This is a genomic window from Rhizobium sp. WW_1 (assembly GCF_003610155.1).
In the GTDB taxonomy this organism is placed as follows: Bacteria; Pseudomonadota; Alphaproteobacteria; order Rhizobiales; family Rhizobiaceae; genus Rhizobium; species Rhizobium tropici_A.
The window spans coordinates 59623-82464 of record NZ_RAIN01000021.1; the positions used below are offsets into that span (position 1 = coordinate 59623).

Consider the following 22842-nt stretch of genomic DNA (forward strand, 5'->3'; position numbering starts at 1 on the left):
ACTTCGAGGTTTGAGATTTGGCATTGTTCAAAAGGCAATTGAAGCCGGCGCCGGCCGATCGTGTCCCCGGCCCGCAAGACATCTACGATCAACACCTCTCATGGGGGGAGAAGAACCGCTCGCTGCGGACATTGATCGGTCTCATCCTGCTGGTCTTTGCAGTGGCAGGCTGGATCGTCGCGGGCGTTCTGTCCTTTTCCGTTGCGCAGCTCTTTCCGCTCGTTCGAACCGAGGTCGTGCCGCTGATCGTCGACAAGAACACCGGCTACATGGAGACAGTGACGACGCTCGACAAGGACCGCTCGAACGTCTCCGAAATCCAGGCCGTTCGCGCCTCGTTTGTGGGTAACTACGTCATCCGCCGCGAGACCTACGATCCCCGCTATCTCTCCGAAAACTTCGACATGATCGCCCTCTGGTCGGATCCCGATGCGGCAGCCTTCAAGGATTATTCGGAGTGGATGAACCCTTCCAATCCGAGAGGCCCGGTCAAGACCATGGGAACGACTGGCGAGATCCGGCCGGAAATCCTGTCGGTCAATCCGCTCAACGCCTCGACCATGTCAGTGCGCTTCGAGACGAGAGAGCGGGAGCGGGGAGGCGAGGTCGTCAATCGGTGGTCCGCGACGGTTCGCTACCGGCAGATCAATCTGCCTGCCAGCAATCGGGTTAGGCTCTATAACCCGCTCGGCTTCGTGGTCACCGAATATGTGAAAGTTCCTGAAACCATGCCTTCGGGGCTCGTTCAATGAGTCGGAGGATGGCTGGAATGATCATGTCACTGCTCCTGGCAACATCATCGGCGCAGGCCGAGCTCATTGCCCGGCCTGGCAGGCTCGATCCTCGGGTGCGGACCTTGCCCTATTCGGCCGAGCAGGTCTTCGTCGTGACCGGCACTTACGGGATGGTGACGACCATCCTGTTCGGTGCCGATGAGGAGATCACGCAGGTCGTCGCCGGTGACACGGTCTCCTGGCAGATACTCACATCGGCTGACAGGCGCTCCCTCACCCTGAAGCCGATGGAAAAAGACGCGCCGACCAACCTCTCGGTCGTGACCACAAAGCGCACCTATTCGTTCGATCTGGAGGTGAACGAGAGCAAGGCCATCCAGAACCAGACCTTCAAGCTGCAGTTCATGTACCCAGAAGACGCTGGTTTAAAGGGCACGGCCGAGCTTTGGAAGCAGGCGCAGGACGCCGAGCGCAATCCCAACATCAAGAACATCCGCCGTGACAAGGTCAATTACGACTATGGCTTCAAGGGCAGCGATACCGCCAAGCCACTGTGGGTGTTCGACGACGGCCTGAAGACCTTCATGAAATTCACCGGCGATGTGCCGGCGATCTTTATCGTCGATAACAAACGGCGGGAGAGCCTCGTCAATTATCGCCGTGAGGCGGACTACATCGTCATCGACACGGTCTCGCGGCAGTGGACGCTGCGCTACGGCACCGAGAACGAGACCTGCCTGTTCAATCTCAAGACCGCTCCAGCCGATGTGCCGGCGCCGATAGAGGGAGCGGTGGCGCCCAAGCGGCTGGGCTCGGCGGGCGTCAGCGCCGCATCAAAATCACGATAGGGAGGCACGATGTCTGATCCGAACTATCACTCCATCGAAAACGACACAGCGATTGGCGGGCAGGTGAGGCGCTCGGGCATCGGGCTGATGCGGCCGGTCGCCGTGGTGGCGGCGATCGCCGGCATCGGCGTCGTTCTCTATTTCCTGTTTTCCGGCGGGGAGCGGGAACCGACAGTCGACAACACCCCACGGGAAGAGTTCCGTCCGGTCCAGGCGCCGAGAAACGAAGGTTTCAATCCGCCGGCGCCGCCGCCCTTGCCGACTGTCCAGGTGCCCGAGGCGCCACCTCCGCCACCACCCCCTCCGCCGGCCCCTGTGATCCCGGCCCCGGTCCAGATCGCGCCGCCGGTCGATGTCGATTGCTCAAGGGGAAACAACCCGGACAATCCAAAATGCATCGAGCTCGCCCGGCAGGCTAAGCTTCTCGAGCGCGTGCGCTCTACAGCCGTTGTCTTCGATCAGTCCGAACAAACGAACGGTGCAGCACGGGCTTCGTCCGATACTTCAGGAGCTGGTCTGTTCGGGGCGAACAGCACGGCCGGAGCATCTACGGCGATTGGGGACACTGGCGGGGCGGTCGATGGTGATCGCGCCTTTCTGAAAGCGATGGGTGGCCAGGGGGTGGAGGTCTCGGTCGCCGCCGAGAACCGCCGTATCGATGCCTGGATCCCGCAGGGCACGATGATCCGCGGCACGCTGGAGACGGCGGTCAATTCCGACCTTGCCGGCATGGTGAAGGCGATCGTCCGAGAGGATGTCTATTCCTTCGACGGCCGGCGCATCCTGATACCCGCCGGCTCCTCGCTGATCGGCGACTACAAGTCTGGTGTGGAACGCGGCCAGGAACGCCTGTTCATCGTCTGGACGCGCATGATCCGCGGCGACGGCGTTTCGGTCCAGCTCGGCTCCTACGGTACGGACCGTCTCGGCCGCTCCGGCATGACAGGTGTCGTCGATCGGAAATATTGGGAGCGGTTCGGACCGCCGGCGCTCCTGACCATGATCGGCGGGGTGACGCAATACATTGCCCAGCTCGGTCAGAAACAGGATCGCAACATCACGATCGTCAATACGGACGGAACCGTGACCAGCATTCCCCAGGATAACGGCACCACGTCACAGGATCGCGCGCGCGAGATCGCCTCCGAGACCATCGCATCGGGCATCCAGCAATTGGCGACCGAGGCCTTCCAGGATACGCGCAACATCAAGCCGACGATCCATATTGCTCAGGGCTCCGATATTACGGTGTTCGTGACGCGGGACCTTGATTTCTCGGATCTCTATCCGGACCCGGTGCGCGAAGAGTTCGACCGCTTGCGCAGAAAGAAGGCCGCCAAATGAACGCGCGCCTGTCGATCTCCGCCGAACAGCATTTTCTCTCCGAGGCGCTCGAACCCATCCGACCTTTTCTCGACGATCCCGTGGTGGTCGAGATTTCTTGCCAGCGCAGCAACGAAATCTGGCTCGAGCGGATCGGCCAGCTCAGCATGATCAGGCAAGAGATCGATGGGCTTGATCAGGAGGCGATCCGCCATATGGCGTCCCGCGCTGCCTCGTTCACCAAGCAGACCGTCAATGCCGAACGTCCGCTGCTCTCGGCGACGCTCACCGACGGCGAGCGCGTCCAGTTCGTGCTCAATCCGACGTCGGCCACTGGTCACGCCTTTTCCATCCGCAAGCAATTCATCCGACGCTTCGACCTCGACGATTACGAGAGAGCCGGAGCTTTCCGCTTCACCAAGGTGACGGGAGACGACTATATCGATGATGTCGATATCGAGTTATCGCGCCTGCTGCGGGCCGGAAGGACGCGCGCGTTTCTGGAGCTCGCGGCGATCAACCATCGCAGCATGTTGATCTCGGGCGGCACGTCCACCGGCAAAACGACATTCCTCAATACGATGCTGACGGCGATCCCGGACCATGAGCGTTTTATCCTGATGCAGGACACGGCCGAGCTTGAACCGCGCCAGGAAAACGTCGTCTCGCTGCTCGTCTCGAAAGGCGGCCAGGGCGAGGCGCGAGTCACGATGACCGACCTTCTGGCCTCTGCACTGCGCCTCAGGCCCGACCGGATCTTCATGGGCGAACTACGCGGCGACGAGGCTTTCGACTTCCTGAACGCGATCAACACCGGTCATCCGGGATCGATGTCGACCATCCACGCGAATTCTCCGCATCATGCCTTCAACCGGCTGTCGACCCTGGTGCTCAACAGCAATGTTCGCATGGAGCGCGACGACATCATCCGCTACATCCGCTCGATCATCCCGATCGTGGTCCAGTTGAAGAAGAGCGATGCTGCCGGCGGCCGCGGTGTCAGCGAGATCTATTTTGCAGACGAGGTGGACGAAGATGGCAAGCGTATCCACGGGCGCAGAGGCTGAACGCCCGAAGTGGACGAAGTTTCAGGAGGTCTCGGCCTTCACATTCCCGGTCGCCGTTCTCGGCGCCGTGCTGATATGGCTGCTGTTCTTCACGCTGATCTACGACCTGTACGTCACATCCTTCGGGTCGACCTCCTATTACGACTACATTGCGCAGGCCCGCGTTCTCGACAGTATTGCCTACACATGGTCGGTCATCCGCGCGCGAAACACCGTCGGACTCTCGATCTTGGCTCTAGTCCTGGCCTCGCCGTTTCTGTTTTTCCTTTTGTGCTTGTGGATGCTCAAAGGCGGCAGGGCGCTGTCGCGCAAGATCCTCTACCTCCTGCATATCCGGTCGATGTTCACCTTGATCGCGCATACCGCACTCATCTTCGCGGCTGCTTATGCCGCCGTGATCGTCTACGGCGTTGTCTTCTATCTCGTCGCAAGCAGAGCTGGTGGGTATGCCGCTATCGCCGATTATTATGGGGCCCATCTCGCGGCGATGTATCAGGTCCCCTTTGGAGCCACCGACGCGGCCGGTACGTTTCAGCGGCCGTCACGCCAGATAGTGCTTGCGGCGCTCGCCGGTCTGGCCGCGGCGGGAGCGCTGGTTGGGTTTCCGATTGGGGCGGCGATCCAGAAACGCCAGCGCATGATCATGGGCAAGGCGCGGCTGGCGACCCTGAAAGATGCCGCCGATTTCCGGCTGCGCGATAAGCACGGGATTGTGCTCGGTCTCAAGCAGGGCCTTCTTCTGCGCAACGATGGCGACCAGCATGTTATGGTCATCGGCTCGCCGGGACAGGGCAAGTCGCGCGGCTTCGTCATTCCGACGATGATGAGCTTCAAGGGATCGCAGATGGTCCTCGACATGAGCGGCGAGCTGTTCGAGGAGACGTCGGGCTATCTGAAGGACCGGGGCTACGAGATTTTCCTGCTGGCACCAGGATCCAAATTTACAGACGGTTACAATCCACTCGACCTGATCAGTGCCGATCCCAACCAGCGGATCACCGACCTGCAGAAACTGACGCAGATGTTGCTGCCGGAGCGCCTGCGGTCCGATTCCTCCGACTTCTGGGAGGAGAGTGCCAGAATTCTGCTCACGGCGATGCTCGGCTTCGTGCTTGAATGCCCTGATACCCGCAAGTCGCTGAGCGAACTCTACCGCATTCTCAATTCGATGTCGGACGAGCGGAAGGCGATCATCCAGCTGCTGGAAAACTACGAGGCGGTCCTTTCCGACCAGACCCGCATGCAGCTCACGAAGTTTGCCGGCCGGCACGAAAAACTCGGGGAAGGTATCGCGGCGGAGATCGTTGCCAAGCTCAATTTCTTACAGAACCCTCTCGTGGAGGCGCTGACCTCGATTACCACGATCCCGATCGACACGATCAGAACGCGAAAATTGGTGATCTTCATCCAGGCTGACTGGAACGCGATGCAGATCTACGAGCGACTGATCTCGATGTTCATCCAGCAGATGGCCGACAAGCTCGTGCAGATGGGACCGCTACGCAATGGCGAGCACGAAGTGCTGATGATGCTCGACGAGTTCGGCAATGGCGGCCGCATAGACACCGTGCTGACTCTTGCGCCGCTGATCCGCAAGAACGGCGTTCGCTTCGTCTTCATCCTGCAGGACGGTGCCCAGCTCGAGCGGCTTTACCAGCGCTCTGGCCAGAAGATTCTGATGGGAGCTTCGACGATCAAGCTGTTCATGAACTTCCAGAACCAGGAGGACGCGGCCGCCGTCTCAGCCGCCGCCGGAAGGACGACGGAGTGGGTAGAGCAGTCCTCCTATTCCCATCGGCATGGTCGCAGGCAACGATCGATCTCGAAGGTGCCGGTGTCGGTCGACCTTCTTCCCGTCAACACGTTGATGATGATGAAGCCGGAGGAAGCGATCCTTCAGGTCACCGGCATGCCGCTCATGCGCATCATGAAGCTCGACTCGGGTGGCGAGCGGATGTTTTCGAAGGTTCAGAAGTTCAAGCCAGTAATCAGGCCCTGCATGGAGCCGGTCGAGTGGACGATCGCTGATAGCGAGGCCGTCTGGCCCGGCGCGCCAGCGCCTGAAACAACGCCGTTCGCAAGAACGGCGAGCCAATTGTCGGGCGCCGGAATGGACGTCGATTTGGGTGCCATCGAGCGACCCCGGGAGGCACAGAGCGTCCGCTTCATCGTCAAGGAGGGCGTACGTCATGTCTATATCTCGTCGCTCGATGAACTTCGTCAGCGTCTGGATCTCGACGAAACGCGCGAAGCCGGCGTCTCGGAGGACGAGCCTCGGGAGGAAAACCAGAAAGCTGAGCAGAACAAGCGACCCGGTACGACGGCCAATCCCCCAGCAACGCGCCCAGCTGCGCGCGGTTCCGGTCCCATGGAGGTCGAGAACGTCCGTATCGAGATAGATCAGGCGAAGCTGGATCGTAATGTCTATCAGGGATCTCCACGACCTCGACATCGGCTTGATCGCACTTCGGATATCCAAGACGAGGCTGGAACTTCCCCTGGATCGGTCCTCCTGCGGCGACAGGAGGTCCGGGGCGCATTCGGAGCGGACATCAAGGCCTTGAACGACGCAATTTTTGAGCAGGCTGACGCGGGCTCGCTCGACCCGATGGAGTTGAACGCCGATGTCGAGCTCTTGATCGGAACCCTCTCCGGACGCTTGGCTGAGGACAGTTCGAAGGCATTTCTGCGCGAATTTGCCAATCTTGCTCGCGATCCGCTGCGCGAAGACAGCGCGCGACATGACGACGCCGACCGGGTTGAATAGGCGGTAAGTGCCGAAATGGGGAATACGCGCCTGAGATTGGGATGGGACATTTGCCAGTTTTAATTTGGGCTGACGGAAGGAGAAGATGCATGGCCGAAATCAGATACCTCGCAAATCGAAATTTCTATAAAGACGACGGTTTCGAACGGATTGTCGCGGCAGCCAAGGCTAACGCCGGCCGCTGGCTGATGATCAAGGAGCGTGTCGTGGAGAAGCGCGCTATCAAGGCACAACTTTTACGCCGGGGAGTAGGTGTAGATGAGGACCACCTGTTTCCGACGGACCTGACGCCGACGATCGCCGAACTCGCGGAAGGGCTTGTGTCCGCCATATTCGGCAGCTGCCCACCGGAGATACGATCCCGTGCTCAGGTGGCTCTGATCGAGGCAGCGGAATCCGAGCTTGATGGCGAGTGGGCACACCCATCCCGGGGCGCCTGAGAGCCGCCCAAGATATTTCTACCACGTGGATCATCGACCCGGCGTTCCGCCGCAAGTTTCAGCGATCTCCTAACTTGTCGACGACCCACGCCTGCAGCCGCCGCCCAGTATTTTCAGAATTCGGTCCGGTAAGGTCCTCCGGAAAAATGCCGAAGATTGGCCCGAGGTGCTTCATTCGCGGAATGGTTTTTTCCTTGGCCTCCCGATATTCCTCCGTCTCCATCCCGAAGGCCTCAACGAGGAGTCTGCGCGGTGGGTGATCTCTATATGCAATTTCCAAGACGAAGTCTGGTCTGCAAAGACCTATGGGCGTTTCCGACGCGAAGAGTGGCTTGATAATGGAGATCCGGAGTTCTGGCGCAGCGTCGAAGAGCGATTGCTGAAGCCAGAATAGCAGATGGGAAACGTCACGCTCAAATCCGGACTCGACGGGGAAAAGCGTATCGCCGTTGTAGACCGGCTGGGCGTAGGCCTGCACAGCCCGAGCCGGGCCTTCATCGTCTTCCTGAAAATCCACGTTCAGAAGGGTCAGAAATGGCCCTCGACTTGCCGGATCGCCGCGGAGCGGCTGTCGAACCTTCGCAAGGATGTCCATTGTTCGCGAGGAAGATGCTGGCATGATCGCCTGCGTGGATACGCTGGTTGAGAACAGCAGCATGAACCCGGTGCGGCGAAGTCCTTCAAGCCAGTCGGGGCGGGAGGTCGCAAGCAACCGTTGCCAACGGCTGTCGGGATTCCAATAGTCCGCAGCCCAGGTCGATAGAAGCGCATTTAGTGTCCAGGTCCTGAGCACCCTGAGTTCCCTCGCGGCCGAGCGCAGCCGGGCGAGCTGATTGCCGAGTTTGAGATCGGGCTCGTCCTGTAGCGGCGGGACCACGTTGGTGCCCGCCTTCTCGAGCATTCGCCACAGGATGCCTCCGAGTCGTGATGGCCGGTCGTTTCGTTCTGTCGACCGGGAGGGATCTTGACCTGAGACATCGGCAAGGCGGATGGGAATGGCGGGAAGTGCATCGATGTAGGTGCGATCCGATCTCGGCAGTGGGCGAAGATGAAAGCTACGATCGAAGAGGGCGGGGTCGGCGTCCTTGTCGACATGGAATGGACAGGATGGCGCGTGATTTGGTCGCTTGTCGTGTCGGCCGGGGACCTCATCCTTCGCGGTTAGCCGTCGCAGGGTAAACGTGCGTTCCTGCTGGATCGGGGCAAGTAGCGGCTGGTGTCGCCCGCCCAGACAGTCGCATTCGATCCAGCCATTCATAACCTTGACGCGCCGGATAATCGCAAGCGCGATCACCTCGTCGTCGTTGGAGGCAGCGTTGCCGTACCATGCCCGTAACGCGACCGCCTCGCGGTCGCTCAGTTCAGACAACACATGGGTCGAGCTGTTGCGGACCACGATACGCATGGTTTGCCGTCAATATCCGATCGACCAAAGGCTGAAGCCGAGATATCCGACACCCGCGGCACCAGCGACGGCGATGGCCGTCTCCGCCCAACCGCGAATGTCCCAAAAGCTGCCTTTCCCTGTGCGAGCACCTTCAATCGCAACGGACAGGAAGATGTAGGAGGGGATGACCATCGCATAGCCCAGGGTCAGACTATCTCTAAAGGCCACCCGAGCAGCGACGAATGCGAGTGCCAGGAACAGGGCCGCTATTCCTAACCGCCGCGTGTCAAACCGATAGCCAAACCGCTCGAGCCACACCATCAGTTTTCTCCCTTTGATAGAACCGACAAAAATTTAACCGCAGTTAAAGTTTGGCGCAATTGGAGATTGGTGTACAAACACGGGGAAACATCAATAACAGCGGGAAGCAGGGCCTGACTGGAGCATCCTTCTCGCGGCGTGCAATCGGTCTCTTGCACCGGCTGTCGGCCGCGGTGTATTGAGCGTAACGGACTTGTGAACAGTCGCATGCTAGAGATGAACAACAACCGTTTGCGCTTACCTTCTTGGTCTCAGAATAACGTCATGCATCGAATGAGCGGTAGAACTCTGAAATATTCAAGCAGCTGTCGGCGCGCTCTCGCTTCCCCTTATCGGCGCCTACCGTACGGCGACGCGTTCATGGACCCTCCGGGTGAGGATATCATTCGATGACGCGGGTGAGGGACGATGGCGCTGATCAGCTTTCGAACATGGTTGACCTGAAGTCGCTCTCCTTTCAGGAGCGGCTCGCCATCGGTCTGATGCGATTGAAGGCCCAGCGCCGGTTGACGAACAAGGACCTGGCCGAGCAGCTCGGCGTGTCGGAAGCCTATATGTCTCAGGTCACCCGCGGCATGCGGGATGTCAAGCTGTCGACCCTCGACAAGATGCAGCGCGAGTGGAATGTCACGATCGAGGATTTGTTCAGGGTTTCGGACAGTGACCTTGCTCGGATAGCGGCATGGCGAGCCCGTCGCAGGAAAAAGAAAGCCACTGACGAGCCGACGTAAGTTCTGGCGCGTGACACGCATTCGACGCGGGCTAGTGATTCAGGTTGAACCAGAACCTTTGCTTCACGCCTTGTTCGTCAGGAATATCGAAGAAATAGGGATCCGCGCGGCGCGGCCGCCGCGTCGCGATCTGCTCAGTGCAGCTATCGCCTCGATCGCCGAAGGTCCGCCGTATCACGGCTCCCCTTAGGTCGGCGTCAGAAGCGCGCTGACCGGCAGACCGGCAAATATCGACGGTCTTGATGCATTGATCGGGCTCGCCTCCCCCGCCGTTGTTTCCTTGCGAGCTATAGCCCACCGTCGTTCCTACCGGGCAGTCTTCGTAGGTTTCGTGACCCGGCTTGCCGGCATTGGCCTCATGGCAGATTGGCCACGAAAACCCCGGCTCCTTCATGGCCGCAATGAGCTTTGTCATGGGCGGAACGCAGTAGGGAACCCCGTGCCAAGACGGGTTCTGCGACGCCGCGCAAAGGAGAACTTGGCATCCCCAGGATGCATCCTCGGCATTCGCCGGGGTCGCCGATGGCGCAGAGGCCGAACTAACTATGATTGCGGCCAATATCAGCGTCGGTCTCATTGTTCGCTCCTTCAGATTGTTCATTGAATCTGCGTCCAGGCGCCGTCAATTTTCGCAAAGGAAAGGACGCCCGGTTGCCTGGCCCCGGCAAATGACCCCGTCGTCGTTGTAATGATGCCAGCGCACGTCACACCCGGCGCGGCTTGACGCGGTTTGCATTCAGAAATCCGCATTGACCGCCCCGACTTCGCAATTGCGGCGCTCGCCTCATCGTCGTTGGGAGCGTCACCGCTCGTCTTCTGTAGCGCTTCGTCTTTTAGCCGGGTGATCTCGTGTTCGAGATCGATCTCCTGGCCGCTCTTCCTCACTTCGTTGATCGCATAGCCGCCGAATGCGCCTAACAGGAAGGCGATTACCGCCGCTAGGACCGCGCCACCGGAAAGCTTGTTCATCGCCAGCTTCAGTATCCCTCGATCCCAAGGCGTTTCAGGATGGCGGCCGGATCGGTCTCGCAGTCTCTCTTCCACTCACTATGCTTTGCACAGGCATAGGCGTACTGGCTGAGATCGGCTGATGAGAGATCGGCAAGCCTGTTGCCGACAGCTTTCCACCGTTGCACCTCGGCAGGATCGCAACCCGCCCCTCCGGCTCCGCAAAAGCCGGGATCGCGCTGCTCGATCTGCTTCTGTGTGGCGCCGTCCTGCGCGATCGCTACCGAAGCGGAGCCGGACATCAATATGAGCGCTACAGCGGTTCCAATAATGCGGTTCATTCAACCTCCATGTGCTTCATTAGGTGTCAGTGACTTGGCGGGGCCCACGGGCAAGGGCAGGGGCAAGTCGCCGTCAGGTTCCAGTGAAGAGGCCCTCGATTTGTCCCCGGTCGCCACCGACGCGGTGTAGAGCCAAGGAGGAAGAAGATCCGGCGACGACCAGACGCCGTATCCGAGGCCGCGGGCCTTCCTCTCGATATCGAAATAGGCGGGGACCTGAGGTTCGCCGCGGTAGTTGAACGCGTAGCCAATGCCTTCTGCAATAGCCGTGGCGGCGAGGTTCGTCTCACCAACAAAGCAGTGCGCGAGGACCAGACCGTTCGCGTCGCGAGCAATGGGTGCGCAGTTGACGTCCTGCCCAAGTGTGCGGAGGATCATCCAGGCCCGCGAAACTTGACCTGCCGGCCAGTCGACGCCATCGCTTGTTGCTGTTTGTTCGAGGCGAGGGGCTTCGTATCCTGCAAGCCGCACGGTTTGTCCGCTCTTCCTGAATTCAAAGGTTGTGGCGTCCACGACCTGGACTTTTCCGAAGATCTGCCGGGGGATATCGGCCGGTCTGTTTTGCGCCGAAGCGGCGGTCGCCGTCATCATCATCAGCAACATCGACAATGATGCACCTCTCATCGCTGCGCTCCCGCTTGGCCGGCCAGGACTGCGACGGGATGAGGCATGTCGGAGTAGGCCCAAAGGCCTGCGCGTGCCGATCTTGCACTTTCTTCAGCCACCCTGTAGCCGGGAACGATCAAATGGCCGCTGGTGTCGACGGCGGCGAATCCCCACCCCTCGGCAATCATATAGGTCGCCAGATCATAACGCCGCTGGCCTGATGTCGTTTGGCAGGCCACCACAGCATTGTTTTGGTCGAGATCCTTGATCGTCGCGCAGACGGGCTTCGTGTCCTTGATCAATGCCTGTGCCATGATCAGATTGAGCTCTCCGCAGTCCCTGATGACGCCGGGAGAAATCGTGACAGAGGTTCCGCGGAGACACGTTTGCAGGCCGTAAAGACGATATCGCCGCCCGGCGGAAAGCCAGGTGTCGCCGGTTTCGAATTGCGCTTGCACCGGAAACGGGACAAATTGGGTTCGATCGCTTTCTTGGCTGCCTGCGGTAGTACCTTCGCTCTTAAGCGCCTGAATAGGGATGATCGGCGCCTGGAGGCGAGGAGGTTCTGGGTGGCTCGTCCCGGCGAGCATCGGCATGATCGATATGCCTGCAAAGAGGCCGGAAGCTGCGAGCGTGGACATCAACATCAGGAACCTCATCGCGATCAGTTCATGGAAGGATTGGCGCGATAGCGCTCACCGTAGGGATGCGTGAAGTGGGCGTTCGCCCAGATTCCAGTCTTTGTTCTCTTCGCGTTTTCCTCTGCCTGCGCATATTCCGGGAATATCGCGCGGCCGGCACGGTCACGGGCAGCAAACGCCAATCCCTTGGCGATAAGCACCTCCGAAAGCGATTGTGCGTCGCCGTCCTTCACGAAAAAGCACTCGGCAAAGCGCACAGTCGGCGTGCCTGTGTTTTGCCCGAGGAAATGGCACGGAAATGCGTTGCCAGCGACCGCCTTGGCTTCGCCGAGCGTGGCGGTCAAACCGGCGAGTGAAACCATCGCGCATGTCGTCCGCAGGCCAGCGAATTCCACCTCTTCGACCGAGAGACAGCCTTGGACACCCGCCAGTTTGACGATGGTCCCATCGGAGGCAAGAAACGCGCTCCCGCTCAGGGCGCCCTCAGGCATGATCGTTTGCAGGTCGAGCCGCTCGACTATCGATGAGGTATCGAGGATTGTTTCGGGAGGAGGGATCAGATCGCGCCCCTCTGCGTAAGCCTTCTGATAGGAGTTGACGACTCTCGAAGCAGCATCGTCCTCCGCGGCAATCGCCAGGGCGTCCTGCGTGCATGCAATGGTGCAAAAAAGGAGGCGAGTAAGCCGCCGCGCGCCGGGGTTCATGCGTGAATCCGTCATCAATTGGCTGTCGCGAAGCATGCACAAAATTATACTGCAGTGCAAGTCTGGAAATACCGCGAGGATTGCGATATGTTTGGTCTGACACTCAAATGTGCGCACGGAGAAGGTAGATGTCAGCACATCGAAAGGCCATCAGGGTCGTGACTTTTCCCTTCAGGGCAATGTGGTTTCTGGTCTTAGTCGCCAACCTTCTGGTCGTCACGGCTGCCTGTGTGGTGATCGCCGCCTTCCTGGCCTACGGCCTTGCGCTGACGCTATCTTACCTCTTGCTACCGACGGAATGGACGCGGGCGCTCTGGCAATGGGCGGCGGACCTTTACGAGCAGTCCCACTGGTTCAAAGGCGCGACAATCACCTTCTTCGTGCTCCTTTTCCTGCCGATCCTGAAGTTCTGGCCGGGGAGCGATCCCAAGGCAGATGCAGCCCGGGAGCGCGAAGCCAACAGGCTCAACGATGATCTGGTCGCGGCCCGCCAGCAGGCGCAGAGCCAAGCGAATCTTCGAGGCTGAGGGCTCCATGACAGGAAAACCACTTTCGCTCGCGATCTCGACCTTCAAGGGTGGCGCCGGCAAATCAACCTTGAACGTCAATCTTGCAGCCGAGTTCGCCCAGCAGGGCCACAGGACACTGCTCATCGATTGCGACGAGCAGGAATCGTCGACGCGGTGGTACAATGTCTCCATAAAACGGGGATTGCTCCCCACCGACGGCACGCTGCTGCATCTGCGGGTCGCGCCGGATGACCGGTTTGCAGATCGCCTCGCGGAGGCACCTGCGGCGGATATTCGAATCTACGATGTCGGCGGATACGTTCACCAGCGGGCAATCGAGGTCTATCACGAATGCGATGCAGTCCTCATTCCTGTCATACCCGAACCGACGGCCGCGACTTCAGCCATCAAGGTGGCGACGATCCTCAAGGAGATTTCCAGGAAGCGGGTGCAGGGTCCAATTCCATATGCGGCGATCTGGAACTACGTGGACATGATCGCCCTCAAGCACAATCGCTCCCTTCCGGAAGTCCATGCCATCCTGACAAGCGGCCGAATTCCGATGGTCGACACGGTCATTCGGAAGAGCAATCATTTCAGCGATGTCGGCGCCGGCTTCGGGTCGCTCTATTCCAAGCTCGCCAGCATCGAGAACAATCCGACGCTGACGCCGTCGGCCAAGCGGCGCGCCTCAGAAAGCGTGCTTGACGCGATAGATCTCGTAAAAAAGATCAATAACGAGTTCATCGGCCTTCTGCAGGCGGAGGCTGCCTGAGCGCGATGTCGAGGGAAAGAACGCCGGCTGGCAATATTCTCGCCCTTGCCCGATCGAGAGAGGATCAGGCGAGGGACGTGGAGGAGGATGCGACCTCCTACATGCCGACAAGCCTCGATCTCGACAAGCTGATGCCGGAGGATCCTCCCCAGGCGCAGGAGCCGAGCGTCAATACGGAGCCAAGGTCAAAGCTCGGCCGTCCTCCAGCCAGAAGAGAAATTCCGGAAGAGCAGGCGATAGAAGCCGACGAAATTACGGGATCCGTGAAGAGGAAGCGTATTTCCCTCTACCTCGACGATGACGTGCTGACGAAGATTTTCCGCGTATCGCTGGAACGGCATGAGCAGCTCTCATCGGCGACCCACAGACTGATCCTCGAAGCGCTGAAGGCGAGGGGGCTGTAGGCAGATGCGCGAACCGGCCGTCATGTTCCGTCTACCGGCCCATGTCCTGAGCAACGTGGAGCTGCTTGCCGGCCGGCTCGATATTTCCGTCAATCTTGTCGCAAAGCTCATCGTCACCAGGGAGATTATGCATATACCTGCGATCCTCGAAGAGCACGAACGGCAGCTGGCAAACATGCACCAGTTCCTCCGCGAGCTCGCCTTCCGGAACGAGGAGTTTCTGTCGGAAGAGCGCGACCAAGCCATCCTCGCCGCCGCCATCATGACCAAGCTGGGCGAGGTGATGGCCGCCGTGGATTCGATCCGCGATGCAGCCTTTGTGAGACCATCCACTTTTATCGCCGACCTGATCAGGAAACACGATGAACGACCTCTCCAGAAGTCGCTCGGGGTCTAAGCCTGAAGGCCGCAGACTACCGAGCTATTTCGACCTCATCGAGGATGAGCTTCGACGCCGCGGCGGCGGTGGCGGTGGAACCAAAAAGGCGCCGGTGAGGGCAAAGGTGGGGGTCCCCTCGGTTGGGCGGAACGCCGGCGCGGCGACAGCCTTAAGTCGGGCGAGTGGCAATAACGCCGTCGTCGTCAAGGTGTTGTCGTATGGAGCAGGTGCGGCCTCGGCTCGCAACGTGCTTGCCTATCAAAGCAAGGAGGAAAAGGCACATGATCAGGATGGCCGTGAGGTCACCGATCTTAGCGAAGAAGTCCGATCCTGGGAGCGGGAGTTCGGAAACAGGAAAGGAAGCAAGGACGTTTTACGGTTGACCTATGAGCTGGAGAGTACCGACCGGGAACACGTTGCCCGCGCATTGAGTTCGCTTGCGTCCGACGGGTTCCGCGATGTTGGTGATTCCGATCGGACCTACGCGTTCAGCGTTAGCGAGGGCGTAAAGGGACAAACCCGTCTGAACCTGGCGCTGGTGATCGCGCACGAGAAAAGGGACCGATCCGATCGGGGCAGCCAGAATCGCATAGCCGCCGAAATGGATGACGTGCACGCGATCGATGCGCGTGTGGACAGAGCATTGCGGATGGAAGGAGTGGCGCCAGTCTCGCGCTATCCGGTGGAGTTTTCGAGCGGTCCGAAGGGGCTGGCCGCGACGCTCCATGCGATGCAGCGGCAAGGCGCGGAGGTCACGCTTTCGACGAAGGCCCACATCGAGGAGCGCCCGGGCAGGAGCGGCCGCTATTATCAAGCCACGGACCGGCGCGAGATGACGACAAGCGATCATAAGCAGCTTACGGTCGAGAGTAAGATAGTCGCCGCGCTGATGCAGACCCGTCAGCCGCGCGATTTCATGCATCTGTTGTTGTCGGGCCCAGCCAATGTCGACCGTGACCGATTTGTCCTGGCTGGTCGTGACTTTCTAAAAGAGCAGTTCTCCGGCCACCGATATGCCTATGCTGTCCACAATCGCAACGACCTTGAGAAGCATCCGCATCTGCATGTGATCGTCGCGCTACGCAATGCCAGCGGCAAGATGCTCAACCCCAATATCCGCGACTTCACCGAGTGGCGCACCCGCTTCGCCGAAAAGGCGCGGGAGCGCGGAATAGCGATTGATCGTCAAAAGCGTGTCGAGCGTGCTGGTCCACCGCCCATCAAACGATGGGAATGGGAGATGTTTCACCGCATGGGCGCGACAGCACCCACGAATGTTGTCGACAAGGTGATCTCCAAGCTTCGCGACACGCCCACCGCGCCGAAGCTGGAAGACGCGAGGAAGCGGTTTGATCAGACCCGACACTCAGTTGGGCGCGCCATCCAAATGCTGGAAGGCATTGCTAAGGACCGAAGTGCACCGAGCACGGCGCGGGAACTGAGCCACGATCTGTCGCTCGGCCTGCAGCGCGAATACCGTCGGTTGGAAGTAGCCGTGCGCGACGGACATGATCCTACCAGAATGAAAGGAGAAGAACACATGCTGCGATCCACACCCATCAGTGCTGCTCAGTCGAAAGCGGCGAAGGAGATGCTGGCGACCACTGCCCTCAGCGTTGCGGCAAAGATTGCCAATCCCGCCGATCGGCTGCTCTTCGAGCAAGCGACCAATGTCATCGGCAAGGTCGTCGGGCTGCAACTCGACTCTCGTGTAACCAAGAATCGAGATCGCGCAGAGGTCGGTAAGGCGAAACGCTCTTCGGATAGCTTGGAAACGAAGTCTGCGACTGGTCGCGACCACGTAGCGGAGCAGGGACTCGATAACAAGACTTCGAGCAACCGTACCGTCGATCAATCCCGCATAGCACGCTCAAATGCCGACCACGATAGCTCTGAGAAAAATCGCACGGAACGCCAAGGTAATCAACGGCGTGACCGCGATCAGTCAAAATCGATCAAACTTCGCCCACCACAGTATAAGGATCGGGATCGAAGCCGGTAGCTGAATGGCCTGCGTGAGCAAGGCCGCTTTTGTAGAACTGGCCCTGATGCCGAAATGAGACTTACGGCAGTTTCAAAGCGTGCTTGATCGTCGTTTTAAGCCAGACCATTGTGGCCTGCGTATCGATGTCGGAGGAGCCAGCGGCACTTGATCCTGGATAAAGAATTTCCGTGAAAACAGGCGTCTTTTTGCTGAAACGAGAGAAATTTCCTTTGCGCACCACGACCGTCATCGTCGGATCGACTTCATACCATTCAGTCAGTTTCAATATCACATCGAGGTCAGAGGTCGAGGGCCAGTGCCGGGTTTGACCCTGGCTCGGTGAATGGATCGCCTCCATCCAGAAGTCGGGTACGGCGCCCGAGACCTTCAGAAGATCGTCGAGCAACCGCGTAAGCGTTGCACTATCAATGCGTGCGCTACGATCGAATGGGGAAGCCGTATGGTACGAAATGAACCCGAAGCGGATGTTGATGTCGCGCAACTCCTGAAGCATTGCCAGGAATCTTGTGTCGATATCTCCCAGCGTCTGGTCTCCAAACTCCGGCCTGTGCCGTAGCAGCAAGTCATCACGCTCAAAAATGACTAAGCCAACTGAACCCTCTCGTCTTTGAATGCCGCGATCGTCGAGTACGACCGTCTCCATAGCTGCTCTCATACCGGCTTCGCTTCCTTCAAACGCTGCAATCCGCAGTCGGTGGCCGTGTAACATTGGGTTAGTCCGAACCGCGACTGAGTTGCGAGACGCCTTCCAGTTTTTGATAATTGATAAAAACGACGATTACCGCAGATTGCACGATATGATGCGAAACCAACCGAAACGAAACGAAATGGCGCCAGCAAGTCCTTGTTAATATTTTCGAATTTTTACAGAGACGGCTCGGGGAAGATTTCCTTTTTTTGGGCCTCGAGTCTGGCCCCAGATGAAATTCTTGGCTTCCGGGCTTGGCAGGAAATTCTCCGGGTAAGGGGATTGTCCAAAGTACATGCAAAGACGGGTCGCTAAAACCAACCGGCTCATGTACGTGGGCGTCTCGACGTCTCAATCTATGATGTAGCGGCGCGCGACAAAAAACGCTTCAGGCTCCAACCTGCCAAGAAAATGTACGGGGGCGTCGCGAGCGAATAGTGACCGCAGTTCAGCTTCAGAACGCTCGGCTTCGCTCCTGCTTGTTGCAGTTTTCGGATGAAGCTTTTGGTTAGCGCGGGCAACACTACTTTGTCTCTTGTTGCGAAGACCACGTGAAGCGCGAGTTCGGGCCGTGCCAATTTGTGCGCGAAATTCTCCAAATTCAGCGGACCCCATGCCCTCCGCAGATCCGTGAGTCCAATGGCCGGTTCTAAGCTCTCGCGGATCGAGCGCGTCGCGCGTCCAGTCCAAACCATGTCTGCAAGACTTCCAGCCGTCAAAAACAGCGAAGCTTTCGATACGGCCGGTTCATGCGCTGCGATCAGACCCGCCACCCACGAACCCAGACTCATGCCAAGAACCGAGATCTCTCCGTAGCCTTCGCTCTTCAGCCACCGGATGAGTTTCCGCCCATCCCATACAGCCTGCCTTACAGATTGGATCGTGCGGCCGAGATTTGAGCTGAGCATATAATCGGCGTACAGCGCGCCGGGTCGGCTGCGTTCGAAATGATAGGGCATAGCAATCTCCACGACCGTGATCCCACGTTTCGAGAAGAATCCGGCGATCTGGCGTTGTCGGGCGCGGGCATTCCAATGATGGAAAATGACCAGAACCTGATCGCGCGAGCCACTTTCGGTGAGTTTTGCCCAAACGGTGTTGTTCTCGTCCACGTCGGTGGCGATCTCCGAAGGGAACGTGAGCCACCCGTCGTGCCTTTCAAACCCTTGCACGCTCCGTCCCGGCTCATCGTAAAAGCTTGGATCGGACACAGCGTGGTCCGCAAGGACACAAAACTCCTCGAGAGAGTCTGCCTCCTCCGCACCGGGGAAGGCGCGGCCGGAGTCGAGGATGAAATCCGTCGCTTCCTTAACTTCTTCACCGCGTTGGGCTCGACGTTCGTCCCAACGATCCAGCCACCTATGATACACCCTGATTGCTCTCCGATTTGCGCGATCGCGGCAGCCCGAACTCTGGATCAAAGAGGCCGTATGTCGCAACCAGCACTCCCGCGATGAGAATGATTGAAAAGCCGTCAAAGGCATCGATCAACAAATAAGTGGCGAAGAGCAGGCCAACGACCGCCGACATCTTCCACAAAGCCTCACGGAACCGCGCTCCGACGTTCAGGCGGATGGAGCCGTAAAGAAAGACGACACACGCCGAAATGGCGACAAGGAGACTGCTGTAGTGCGTCGGCATTCTGTAGCCGAAGGTGTTGGCGGCGTGATGGTCACGATATACGACCGAAAACAAATCGTGGACTATCCAGGTTACAATATCCGCTCCGTCCGAGCTCAGGTATGAGCTTTGAACTTTCATACATATGGCAACGAGGATACCAACGATGGTGCACCGGAAAATTCCCCGCATGACTCTGATGCGGACTACGCAGTCTGGATGATGCTCCCCTCCAAGCAGCGGCATCAATCCTTCTTCTATTCTCCAGAAATCGTGGATGATCGTGTGGAGCAAAATAAGACCCGCGAAGAACAGATAGAAGCAGAGGCACATGTACAGGTACGCGAGCCCAGTGAAAACGATCTCCACCGGCACTGATATGAGATCAGGTTGTACGTTTGCCACCGTGCCCCAACTCGTGGCGTAGTCGCCACCACCTTGCAACAGTGGGATCAAGCACACGCCAATCCATTGAAAAACACCGGCGAATATCACGCAAATCACGAAAACCGCCGCGTACGAGTAAGAATAAGCCTGGACGTTGCGCGCCCAGGAGACCTTGCGTTCAAACCTGTTTGTTTGCGCCAACAGCCTGTAGCGCGCGTCCTGTTTCCAAAGGAGTAGCAGCTCTGTCACAAACGAAAAAAATAGCGGTAAAAGTATCATGAACAGGAACGTCCAGTTCGGAGCCCACAGGAAGCCGACCTGCTTTACGACCCCATCTGGCCGACTATATGTAACGCTGTGTATCCCCACGATGTACGACAAAAATCCGAGGGCAGAGGCGCCAGCGAATGTGGACGCGGGGAGGTTCAAGGGAGATCCGCTACCAAAAAGCGCCTCCGTTCGTTGGGCCAAGCTGAGGCCTTTTTTTTGCGGAACGCGCTCGTCGTCTTGTCCCTCGGCGTCCGCAGGCTGCATCTGAATTTGCCCGGTCACCGGGCCGGGATCTGCAGCAGAAGTCGCTTTCTTTAAACCTCGTCTCTTGGCAGTGAGACGAGCTTGAGCCGCGCTAAGCTCCAGGAGCCATTCGCTCGTCGCTTCCCTATCATCGCAGCCGAAGATCCGAGCCAACCAGTTGATATTGGAAGGGCTGATCCCCTTGTCGTTCTCTTGAAACCATAGTTGGACCGTGCGTAAATCGACTCCGGCCCGATTGGAGTCGATCTGCGTAATCGCCTCTGCCAGGAGCTCCGGAGTCCATGGCCCCTGTGGAAAGCCGTCAATGCCGACCGGACGGCCCGCACCCACAGCAGCTAACTGCTTAAACAGTTCTTTGAAGTCGCTGCCGTCCTTGGGCGGAGCGACAAATATCTTCCCGTTCTTTTCCAATGGTTCAGACGCTCAAATGTGTTCAGTTTTCCCATATGCACAGCGGGCCCTCCGCCTTGTGATGCCCTTCCGATCGGTGCCGTGGAGTCCCTTCTCGTCCTCATCGAAGCAATGGGGAAACTGCCACAGACGACTCCTCGTCCGTCAGAGCGAAGTCGGCGCTGCTTGGTGACAGCTTTATATACCGAGAATGTCCGGGCGAAAAGAAAAAAGCAGCTCCTGCGTGTGTAGGATGCGCAGAAGGTTGGTGCGAAAATAGTAAATAAAGTGTGATTAAATAACGGCTTAAGAGAAAGCGGAGCGCCCGTACCGCCAAGAAATAAGCGGCCAATACTTCAATCAGGAATTGAATCGCATAATCCAGTTTATGGAACTCGTCGCATTATGAAGACCCTCTTGGAATCATGGTATCCTGGAGCGCTCCCCATTGGACTAACAGGTTCGGCTAGGCGATCAACGTGTTTGGAGGGCCGCGATCTGAACGCCAACGAGCTTCATCAAGTGGTCCAGTTCCCACCATCCACATTATAAGTTTGGCCAACAATATAATCGGCTTCCTGACTTGCCAAGAACACGGCCATTCCTACCAAATCTTGTGCGGTGCCCATGCGGCCGAATGACACTGCCGCGCCAACCATCTTTTTCTTTTCTCCTAAAGGTCGATTCTCGTACTTGGCAAACAGAGCATCTACGCCGTCCCAATGCTCTCCATCGACGACGCCTGGTGCAATCGCATTGACGTTGATACCAAATTTTATGAGGTCCAGCCCTGCCGATTGTGTGAAACTAATGATTGCGGCCTTGGTCGCACAGTAAACGGCGACCAACGCCTCACCCCTCCTCCCCGCTTGGCTAGCCATATTGATGATCTTTCCCCCACGTCCTCGCACAATCATAGATCTCGCCGCCGATTGCATTGTAAACAGCGACCCGCCCACGTTAATCGCAAACAATTTCTCGAAGCTTGGACGTGTTATATCGACGATCGGAGCAAGATCGAAAATTGCTGCGTTATTGATTAGGATATCGATTCCGCCAGTATTGTCGTCAACGGCGTGGATGGCCGCTTCGATCGAGGATTGATCTGTCACATCCATCTTAACCGGATACGCCCGCTGACCAATATCACGTGCTGTTTCGGTTGCTTTTTTGATGTCGATATCCGCGATTGCAACTGTGGCTCCTTCACGCGCGTAGGCTTCGGCGAAGGCGCGGCCAATACCTCTCGCGGATCCAGTTATCAATGCGGATTTCCCTTCAAGGCGTCCGTTCATTGCTTAAGTCCTTCCTCGTTAAATTTGTGAATGAGCGTCTTGTCCGGCGTCAGGTAGACGGTGTCGCCCGCCTTGGCCGCGAACTCGCCACCGCCACGTGCCGTCACCGGGCCAATGCCATCGACGTCGATATGCAGGAACGTATCGGAGCCAAGATGCTCGGCGACCGTGACCCTGCCCTTCCACTCACCGCTCTCGTTCGACAGCATCACATGCTCCGGACGAATGCCGATCGTGTGCGCGCCGAGCTGTGCTGCCGTCTGGCCCTTGACGAAATTCATCTTCGGCGAGCCGATGAAGCCGGCGACGAAGAGATTGCGCGGGTTCTTGTAGAGCTCCAGCGGCGAGCCGACCTGCTCGATATTGCCCTTATTCAGCACCACGATCTTGTCGGCCATGGTCATGGCTTCCACCTGGTCGTGGGTGACGTAGATCATCGTGGTCTTAAGCTGCTGGTGCAGCTCGCTGATCTCGATGCGCATATTGACGCGCAGCGCGGCATCGAGGTTCGACAGCGGTTCGTCGAACAGGAAGGCCGACGGCTGGCGGACGATCGCGCGGCCGATGGCGACGCGCTGGCGCTGGCCACCCGAAAGCTGGCGCGGCTTGCGCTCCAGATAGTCGGTGAGGTTGAGCACCCGCGCGGCATCCGAGACCTTCTTGTCGATCTCGGCCTTGTCCATACCCGCCATCTTCAGCGGGAAGGCGATGTTGTTGCGCACGCTCATATGCGGATAGAGCGCATAGGACTGGAACACCATCGCCAGGCCACGCTCGGACGGCGCCTTTTCGGTGGCATCCTTGCCGTCGATGACGATCTTACCGGCGGAGACATCCTCAAGCCCGGCGATCAGCCGGAGCAGCGTGGACTTGCCGCAGCCCGACGGGCCGACGAAGACGACGAATTCGCCGTCCTGGATATCGAGATCGATCGAAGGGATGACCTTGGCTTCGCCGAAGACCTTCGAGACTTTCTGAAGGGTAATGCTGCCCATGTT

General features: G+C 58.5%; 25 protein-coding genes. 12 read left to right on the forward strand and 13 right to left on the reverse strand.

The window, feature by feature from the left end; genetic code table 11:
- Positions 1 to 17 precede the first annotated feature (17 nt).
- The 6 genes from BJ928_RS33605 (at position 18) to BJ928_RS33630 (ending at position 7179) form a co-directional block, all read left to right on the forward strand.
- Positions 18 to 752: a type IV secretion system protein gene (locus tag BJ928_RS33605; RefSeq protein WP_047636024.1), complete on the forward strand. Its 735-nt coding sequence runs from the start codon at positions 18 to 20 to the stop codon at positions 750 to 752.
- Positions 753 to 769: 17 nt separating this feature from the next.
- Positions 770 to 1582, forward strand: a complete 813-nt coding sequence (locus BJ928_RS33610) for a TrbG/VirB9 family P-type conjugative transfer protein (RefSeq protein WP_244509919.1) — start codon at positions 770 to 772, stop codon at positions 1580 to 1582.
- Positions 1583 to 1591: 9 nt separating this feature from the next.
- Positions 1592 to 2926, forward strand: a complete 1335-nt coding sequence (virB10, locus tag BJ928_RS33615; protein ID WP_047636022.1) for a type IV secretion system protein VirB10 — start codon at positions 1592 to 1594, stop codon at positions 2924 to 2926.
- Positions 2923 to 3972, forward strand: a complete 1050-nt coding sequence (virB11, locus tag BJ928_RS33620; RefSeq protein ID WP_047636021.1) for a P-type DNA transfer ATPase VirB11 — start codon at positions 2923 to 2925, stop codon at positions 3970 to 3972. The genes virB10 and virB11 overlap by 4 nt, the downstream gene beginning before the upstream one ends.
- On the forward strand, positions 3941 to 6739 hold the full coding sequence (locus tag BJ928_RS33625; RefSeq protein ID WP_047636020.1) for a type IV secretory system conjugative DNA transfer family protein: 2799 nt from the start codon (positions 3941 to 3943) through the stop codon (positions 6737 to 6739). The genes virB11 and BJ928_RS33625 overlap by 32 nt, the downstream gene beginning before the upstream one ends.
- Before the next feature lie 89 nt (positions 6740 to 6828).
- Positions 6829 to 7179, forward strand: coding sequence for a hypothetical protein (locus BJ928_RS33630; protein WP_047636019.1), 351 nt, complete (start codon positions 6829 to 6831; stop codon positions 7177 to 7179).
- A gap of 58 nt (positions 7180 to 7237) precedes the next feature.
- On the opposite strand, the gene BJ928_RS33635 is transcribed toward BJ928_RS33630, so the two are convergent.
- Positions 7238 to 8584 (reverse strand): hypothetical protein, encoded by a 1347-nt coding sequence (locus BJ928_RS33635; protein ID WP_047636018.1) that lies wholly within the window; start codon positions 8582 to 8584, stop codon positions 7238 to 7240.
- Positions 8585 to 8593: 9 nt separating this feature from the next.
- On the reverse strand, positions 8594 to 8887 hold the full coding sequence (locus tag BJ928_RS33640; RefSeq protein WP_047636017.1) for a hypothetical protein: 294 nt from the start codon (positions 8885 to 8887) through the stop codon (positions 8594 to 8596).
- Between the two features lie 389 nt (positions 8888 to 9276).
- Between BJ928_RS33640 and BJ928_RS33645 the strand changes: the two genes are divergently transcribed.
- Positions 9277 to 9618, forward strand: coding sequence for a helix-turn-helix transcriptional regulator (locus BJ928_RS33645; RefSeq protein WP_047636016.1), 342 nt, complete (start codon positions 9277 to 9279; stop codon positions 9616 to 9618).
- Positions 9619 to 9649: 31 nt separating this feature from the next.
- Here the strand turns inward: BJ928_RS33645 and BJ928_RS33650 are convergent, their stop codons facing one another.
- From BJ928_RS33650 to BJ928_RS33675, 6 genes are all read right to left on the reverse strand, one after another.
- Positions 9650 to 10219, reverse strand: coding sequence for a hypothetical protein (locus tag BJ928_RS33650; protein ID WP_245432699.1), 570 nt, complete (start codon positions 10217 to 10219; stop codon positions 9650 to 9652).
- Positions 10216 to 10587 carry a hypothetical protein gene (locus BJ928_RS33655; RefSeq protein WP_047636015.1) on the reverse strand — a complete coding sequence of 124 codons (372 nt, stop codon included), beginning with the start codon at positions 10585 to 10587 and terminating at the stop codon, positions 10216 to 10218. The genes BJ928_RS33650 and BJ928_RS33655 overlap by 4 nt, the downstream gene beginning before the upstream one ends.
- 8 nt (positions 10588 to 10595) lie before the next feature.
- Positions 10596 to 10907: a hypothetical protein gene (locus BJ928_RS33660; protein ID WP_047636014.1), complete on the reverse strand. Its 312-nt coding sequence runs from the start codon at positions 10905 to 10907 to the stop codon at positions 10596 to 10598.
- The gene (locus tag BJ928_RS33665) at positions 10908 to 11531 is read right to left on the reverse strand and encodes a thermonuclease family protein (protein WP_047636013.1); all 624 of its coding nucleotides are present in this window, start codon (positions 11529 to 11531) and stop codon (positions 10908 to 10910) included.
- A complete protein-coding gene (locus BJ928_RS33670) occupies positions 11528 to 12109 on the reverse strand; it encodes a thermonuclease family protein (RefSeq protein WP_244509921.1) in 582 nt (193 codons plus the stop codon). Before BJ928_RS33670 ends, BJ928_RS33665 begins: the two co-directional genes overlap by 4 nt.
- Before the next feature lie 68 nt (positions 12110 to 12177).
- Positions 12178 to 12858 carry a thermonuclease family protein gene (locus BJ928_RS33675; RefSeq protein WP_047636073.1) on the reverse strand — a complete coding sequence of 227 codons (681 nt, stop codon included), beginning with the start codon at positions 12856 to 12858 and terminating at the stop codon, positions 12178 to 12180.
- A 128-nt stretch (positions 12859 to 12986) separates the two neighbouring features.
- Here BJ928_RS33675 and BJ928_RS33680 point away from each other — a divergent pair, with 128 nt between their 5' ends.
- Genes BJ928_RS33680 through BJ928_RS33700 form a run of 5 tightly spaced genes read left to right on the forward strand, consistent with a single transcriptional unit; the run spans position 12987 to position 16927 of the window.
- Positions 12987 to 13385, forward strand: a complete 399-nt coding sequence (locus BJ928_RS33680) for a hypothetical protein (protein WP_047636011.1) — start codon at positions 12987 to 12989, stop codon at positions 13383 to 13385.
- Between the two features lie 7 nt (positions 13386 to 13392).
- Positions 13393 to 14142 carry a ParA family protein gene (locus BJ928_RS33685; RefSeq protein WP_047636010.1) on the forward strand — a complete coding sequence of 250 codons (750 nt, stop codon included), beginning with the start codon at positions 13393 to 13395 and terminating at the stop codon, positions 14140 to 14142.
- Positions 14143 to 14147: 5 nt separating this feature from the next.
- Positions 14148 to 14546, forward strand: coding sequence for a hypothetical protein (locus tag BJ928_RS33690; RefSeq protein WP_047636009.1), 399 nt, complete (start codon positions 14148 to 14150; stop codon positions 14544 to 14546).
- A gap of 4 nt (positions 14547 to 14550) precedes the next feature.
- Positions 14551 to 14943: a hypothetical protein gene (locus tag BJ928_RS33695; RefSeq protein ID WP_047636008.1), complete on the forward strand. Its 393-nt coding sequence runs from the start codon at positions 14551 to 14553 to the stop codon at positions 14941 to 14943.
- Positions 14909 to 16927 carry a hypothetical protein gene (locus BJ928_RS33700; protein ID WP_047636007.1) on the forward strand — a complete coding sequence of 673 codons (2019 nt, stop codon included), beginning with the start codon at positions 14909 to 14911 and terminating at the stop codon, positions 16925 to 16927. The genes BJ928_RS33695 and BJ928_RS33700 overlap by 35 nt, the downstream gene beginning before the upstream one ends.
- Before the next feature lie 61 nt (positions 16928 to 16988).
- Here the strand turns inward: BJ928_RS33700 and BJ928_RS33705 are convergent, their stop codons facing one another.
- The 5 genes from BJ928_RS33705 to BJ928_RS33725 all read right to left on the reverse strand — a co-directional run bounded on the left by BJ928_RS33705 (position 16989) and on the right by BJ928_RS33725 (position 22839).
- Positions 16989 to 17573 carry a hypothetical protein gene (locus BJ928_RS33705; protein WP_047636006.1) on the reverse strand — a complete coding sequence of 195 codons (585 nt, stop codon included), beginning with the start codon at positions 17571 to 17573 and terminating at the stop codon, positions 16989 to 16991.
- 401 nt (positions 17574 to 17974) lie between these two features.
- Positions 17975 to 18988 (reverse strand): alpha/beta hydrolase family protein, encoded by a 1014-nt coding sequence (locus BJ928_RS33710; RefSeq protein ID WP_047636005.1) that lies wholly within the window; start codon positions 18986 to 18988, stop codon positions 17975 to 17977.
- Positions 18978 to 20570 carry a hypothetical protein gene (locus tag BJ928_RS33715; protein WP_047636004.1) on the reverse strand — a complete coding sequence of 531 codons (1593 nt, stop codon included), beginning with the start codon at positions 20568 to 20570 and terminating at the stop codon, positions 18978 to 18980. The genes BJ928_RS33710 and BJ928_RS33715 overlap by 11 nt, the downstream gene beginning before the upstream one ends.
- Positions 20571 to 21067: 497 nt before the next feature.
- The gene (locus tag BJ928_RS33720) at positions 21068 to 21844 is read right to left on the reverse strand and encodes an L-iditol 2-dehydrogenase (protein ID WP_047636003.1); all 777 of its coding nucleotides are present in this window, start codon (positions 21842 to 21844) and stop codon (positions 21068 to 21070) included.
- On the reverse strand, positions 21841 to 22839 hold the full coding sequence (locus BJ928_RS33725) for an ABC transporter ATP-binding protein (RefSeq protein WP_047636002.1): 999 nt from the start codon (positions 22837 to 22839) through the stop codon (positions 21841 to 21843). Before BJ928_RS33725 ends, BJ928_RS33720 begins: the two co-directional genes overlap by 4 nt.
- Between the last annotated feature and the right edge of the window lie 3 nt (positions 22840 to 22842).

Coding starts and splice junctions, on each gene's coding strand:
- BJ928_RS33610 (WP_244509919.1), top strand. CDS start 770: ATGATCATGTCACTGCTCCTGGCAACATCATCGGCGCAGGCCGAGCTC.
- virB10 (WP_047636022.1), top strand. CDS start 1,592: ATGTCTGATCCGAACTATCACTCCATCGAAAACGACACAGCGATTGGC.
- virB11 (WP_047636021.1), top strand. CDS start 2,923: ATGAACGCGCGCCTGTCGATCTCCGCCGAACAGCATTTTCTCTCCGAG.
- BJ928_RS33625 (WP_047636020.1), top strand. CDS start 3,941: ATGGCAAGCGTATCCACGGGCGCAGAGGCTGAACGCCCGAAGTGGACG.
- BJ928_RS33630 (WP_047636019.1), top strand. CDS start 6,829: ATGGCCGAAATCAGATACCTCGCAAATCGAAATTTCTATAAAGACGAC.
- BJ928_RS33635 (WP_047636018.1), bottom strand. CDS start 8,584: ATGCGTATCGTGGTCCGCAACAGCTCGACCCATGTGTTGTCTGAACTG.
- BJ928_RS33640 (WP_047636017.1), bottom strand. CDS start 8,887: ATGGTGTGGCTCGAGCGGTTTGGCTATCGGTTTGACACGCGGCGGTTA.
- BJ928_RS33645 (WP_047636016.1), top strand. CDS start 9,277: ATGACGCGGGTGAGGGACGATGGCGCTGATCAGCTTTCGAACATGGTT.
- BJ928_RS33650 (WP_245432699.1), bottom strand. CDS start 10,219: ATGAACAATCTGAAGGAGCGAACAATGAGACCGACGCTGATATTGGCC.
- BJ928_RS33655 (WP_047636015.1), bottom strand. CDS start 10,587: ATGAACAAGCTTTCCGGTGGCGCGGTCCTAGCGGCGGTAATCGCCTTC.
- BJ928_RS33660 (WP_047636014.1), bottom strand. CDS start 10,907: ATGAACCGCATTATTGGAACCGCTGTAGCGCTCATATTGATGTCCGGC.
- BJ928_RS33665 (WP_047636013.1), bottom strand. CDS start 11,531: ATGAGAGGTGCATCATTGTCGATGTTGCTGATGATGATGACGGCGACC.
- BJ928_RS33670 (WP_244509921.1), bottom strand. CDS start 12,109: ATGCCGATGCTCGCCGGGACGAGCCACCCAGAACCTCCTCGCCTCCAG.
- BJ928_RS33675 (WP_047636073.1), bottom strand. CDS start 12,858: ATGAACCCCGGCGCGCGGCGGCTTACTCGCCTCCTTTTTTGCACCATT.
- BJ928_RS33680 (WP_047636011.1), top strand. CDS start 12,987: ATGTCAGCACATCGAAAGGCCATCAGGGTCGTGACTTTTCCCTTCAGG.
- BJ928_RS33685 (WP_047636010.1), top strand. CDS start 13,393: ATGACAGGAAAACCACTTTCGCTCGCGATCTCGACCTTCAAGGGTGGC.
- BJ928_RS33690 (WP_047636009.1), top strand. CDS start 14,148: ATGTCGAGGGAAAGAACGCCGGCTGGCAATATTCTCGCCCTTGCCCGA.
- BJ928_RS33695 (WP_047636008.1), top strand. CDS start 14,551: ATGCGCGAACCGGCCGTCATGTTCCGTCTACCGGCCCATGTCCTGAGC.
- BJ928_RS33700 (WP_047636007.1), top strand. CDS start 14,909: ATGAACGACCTCTCCAGAAGTCGCTCGGGGTCTAAGCCTGAAGGCCGC.
- BJ928_RS33705 (WP_047636006.1), bottom strand. CDS start 17,573: ATGGAGACGGTCGTACTCGACGATCGCGGCATTCAAAGACGAGAGGGT.
- BJ928_RS33720 (WP_047636003.1), bottom strand. CDS start 21,844: ATGAACGGACGCCTTGAAGGGAAATCCGCATTGATAACTGGATCCGCG.
- BJ928_RS33725 (WP_047636002.1), bottom strand. CDS start 22,839: ATGGGCAGCATTACCCTTCAGAAAGTCTCGAAGGTCTTCGGCGAAGCC.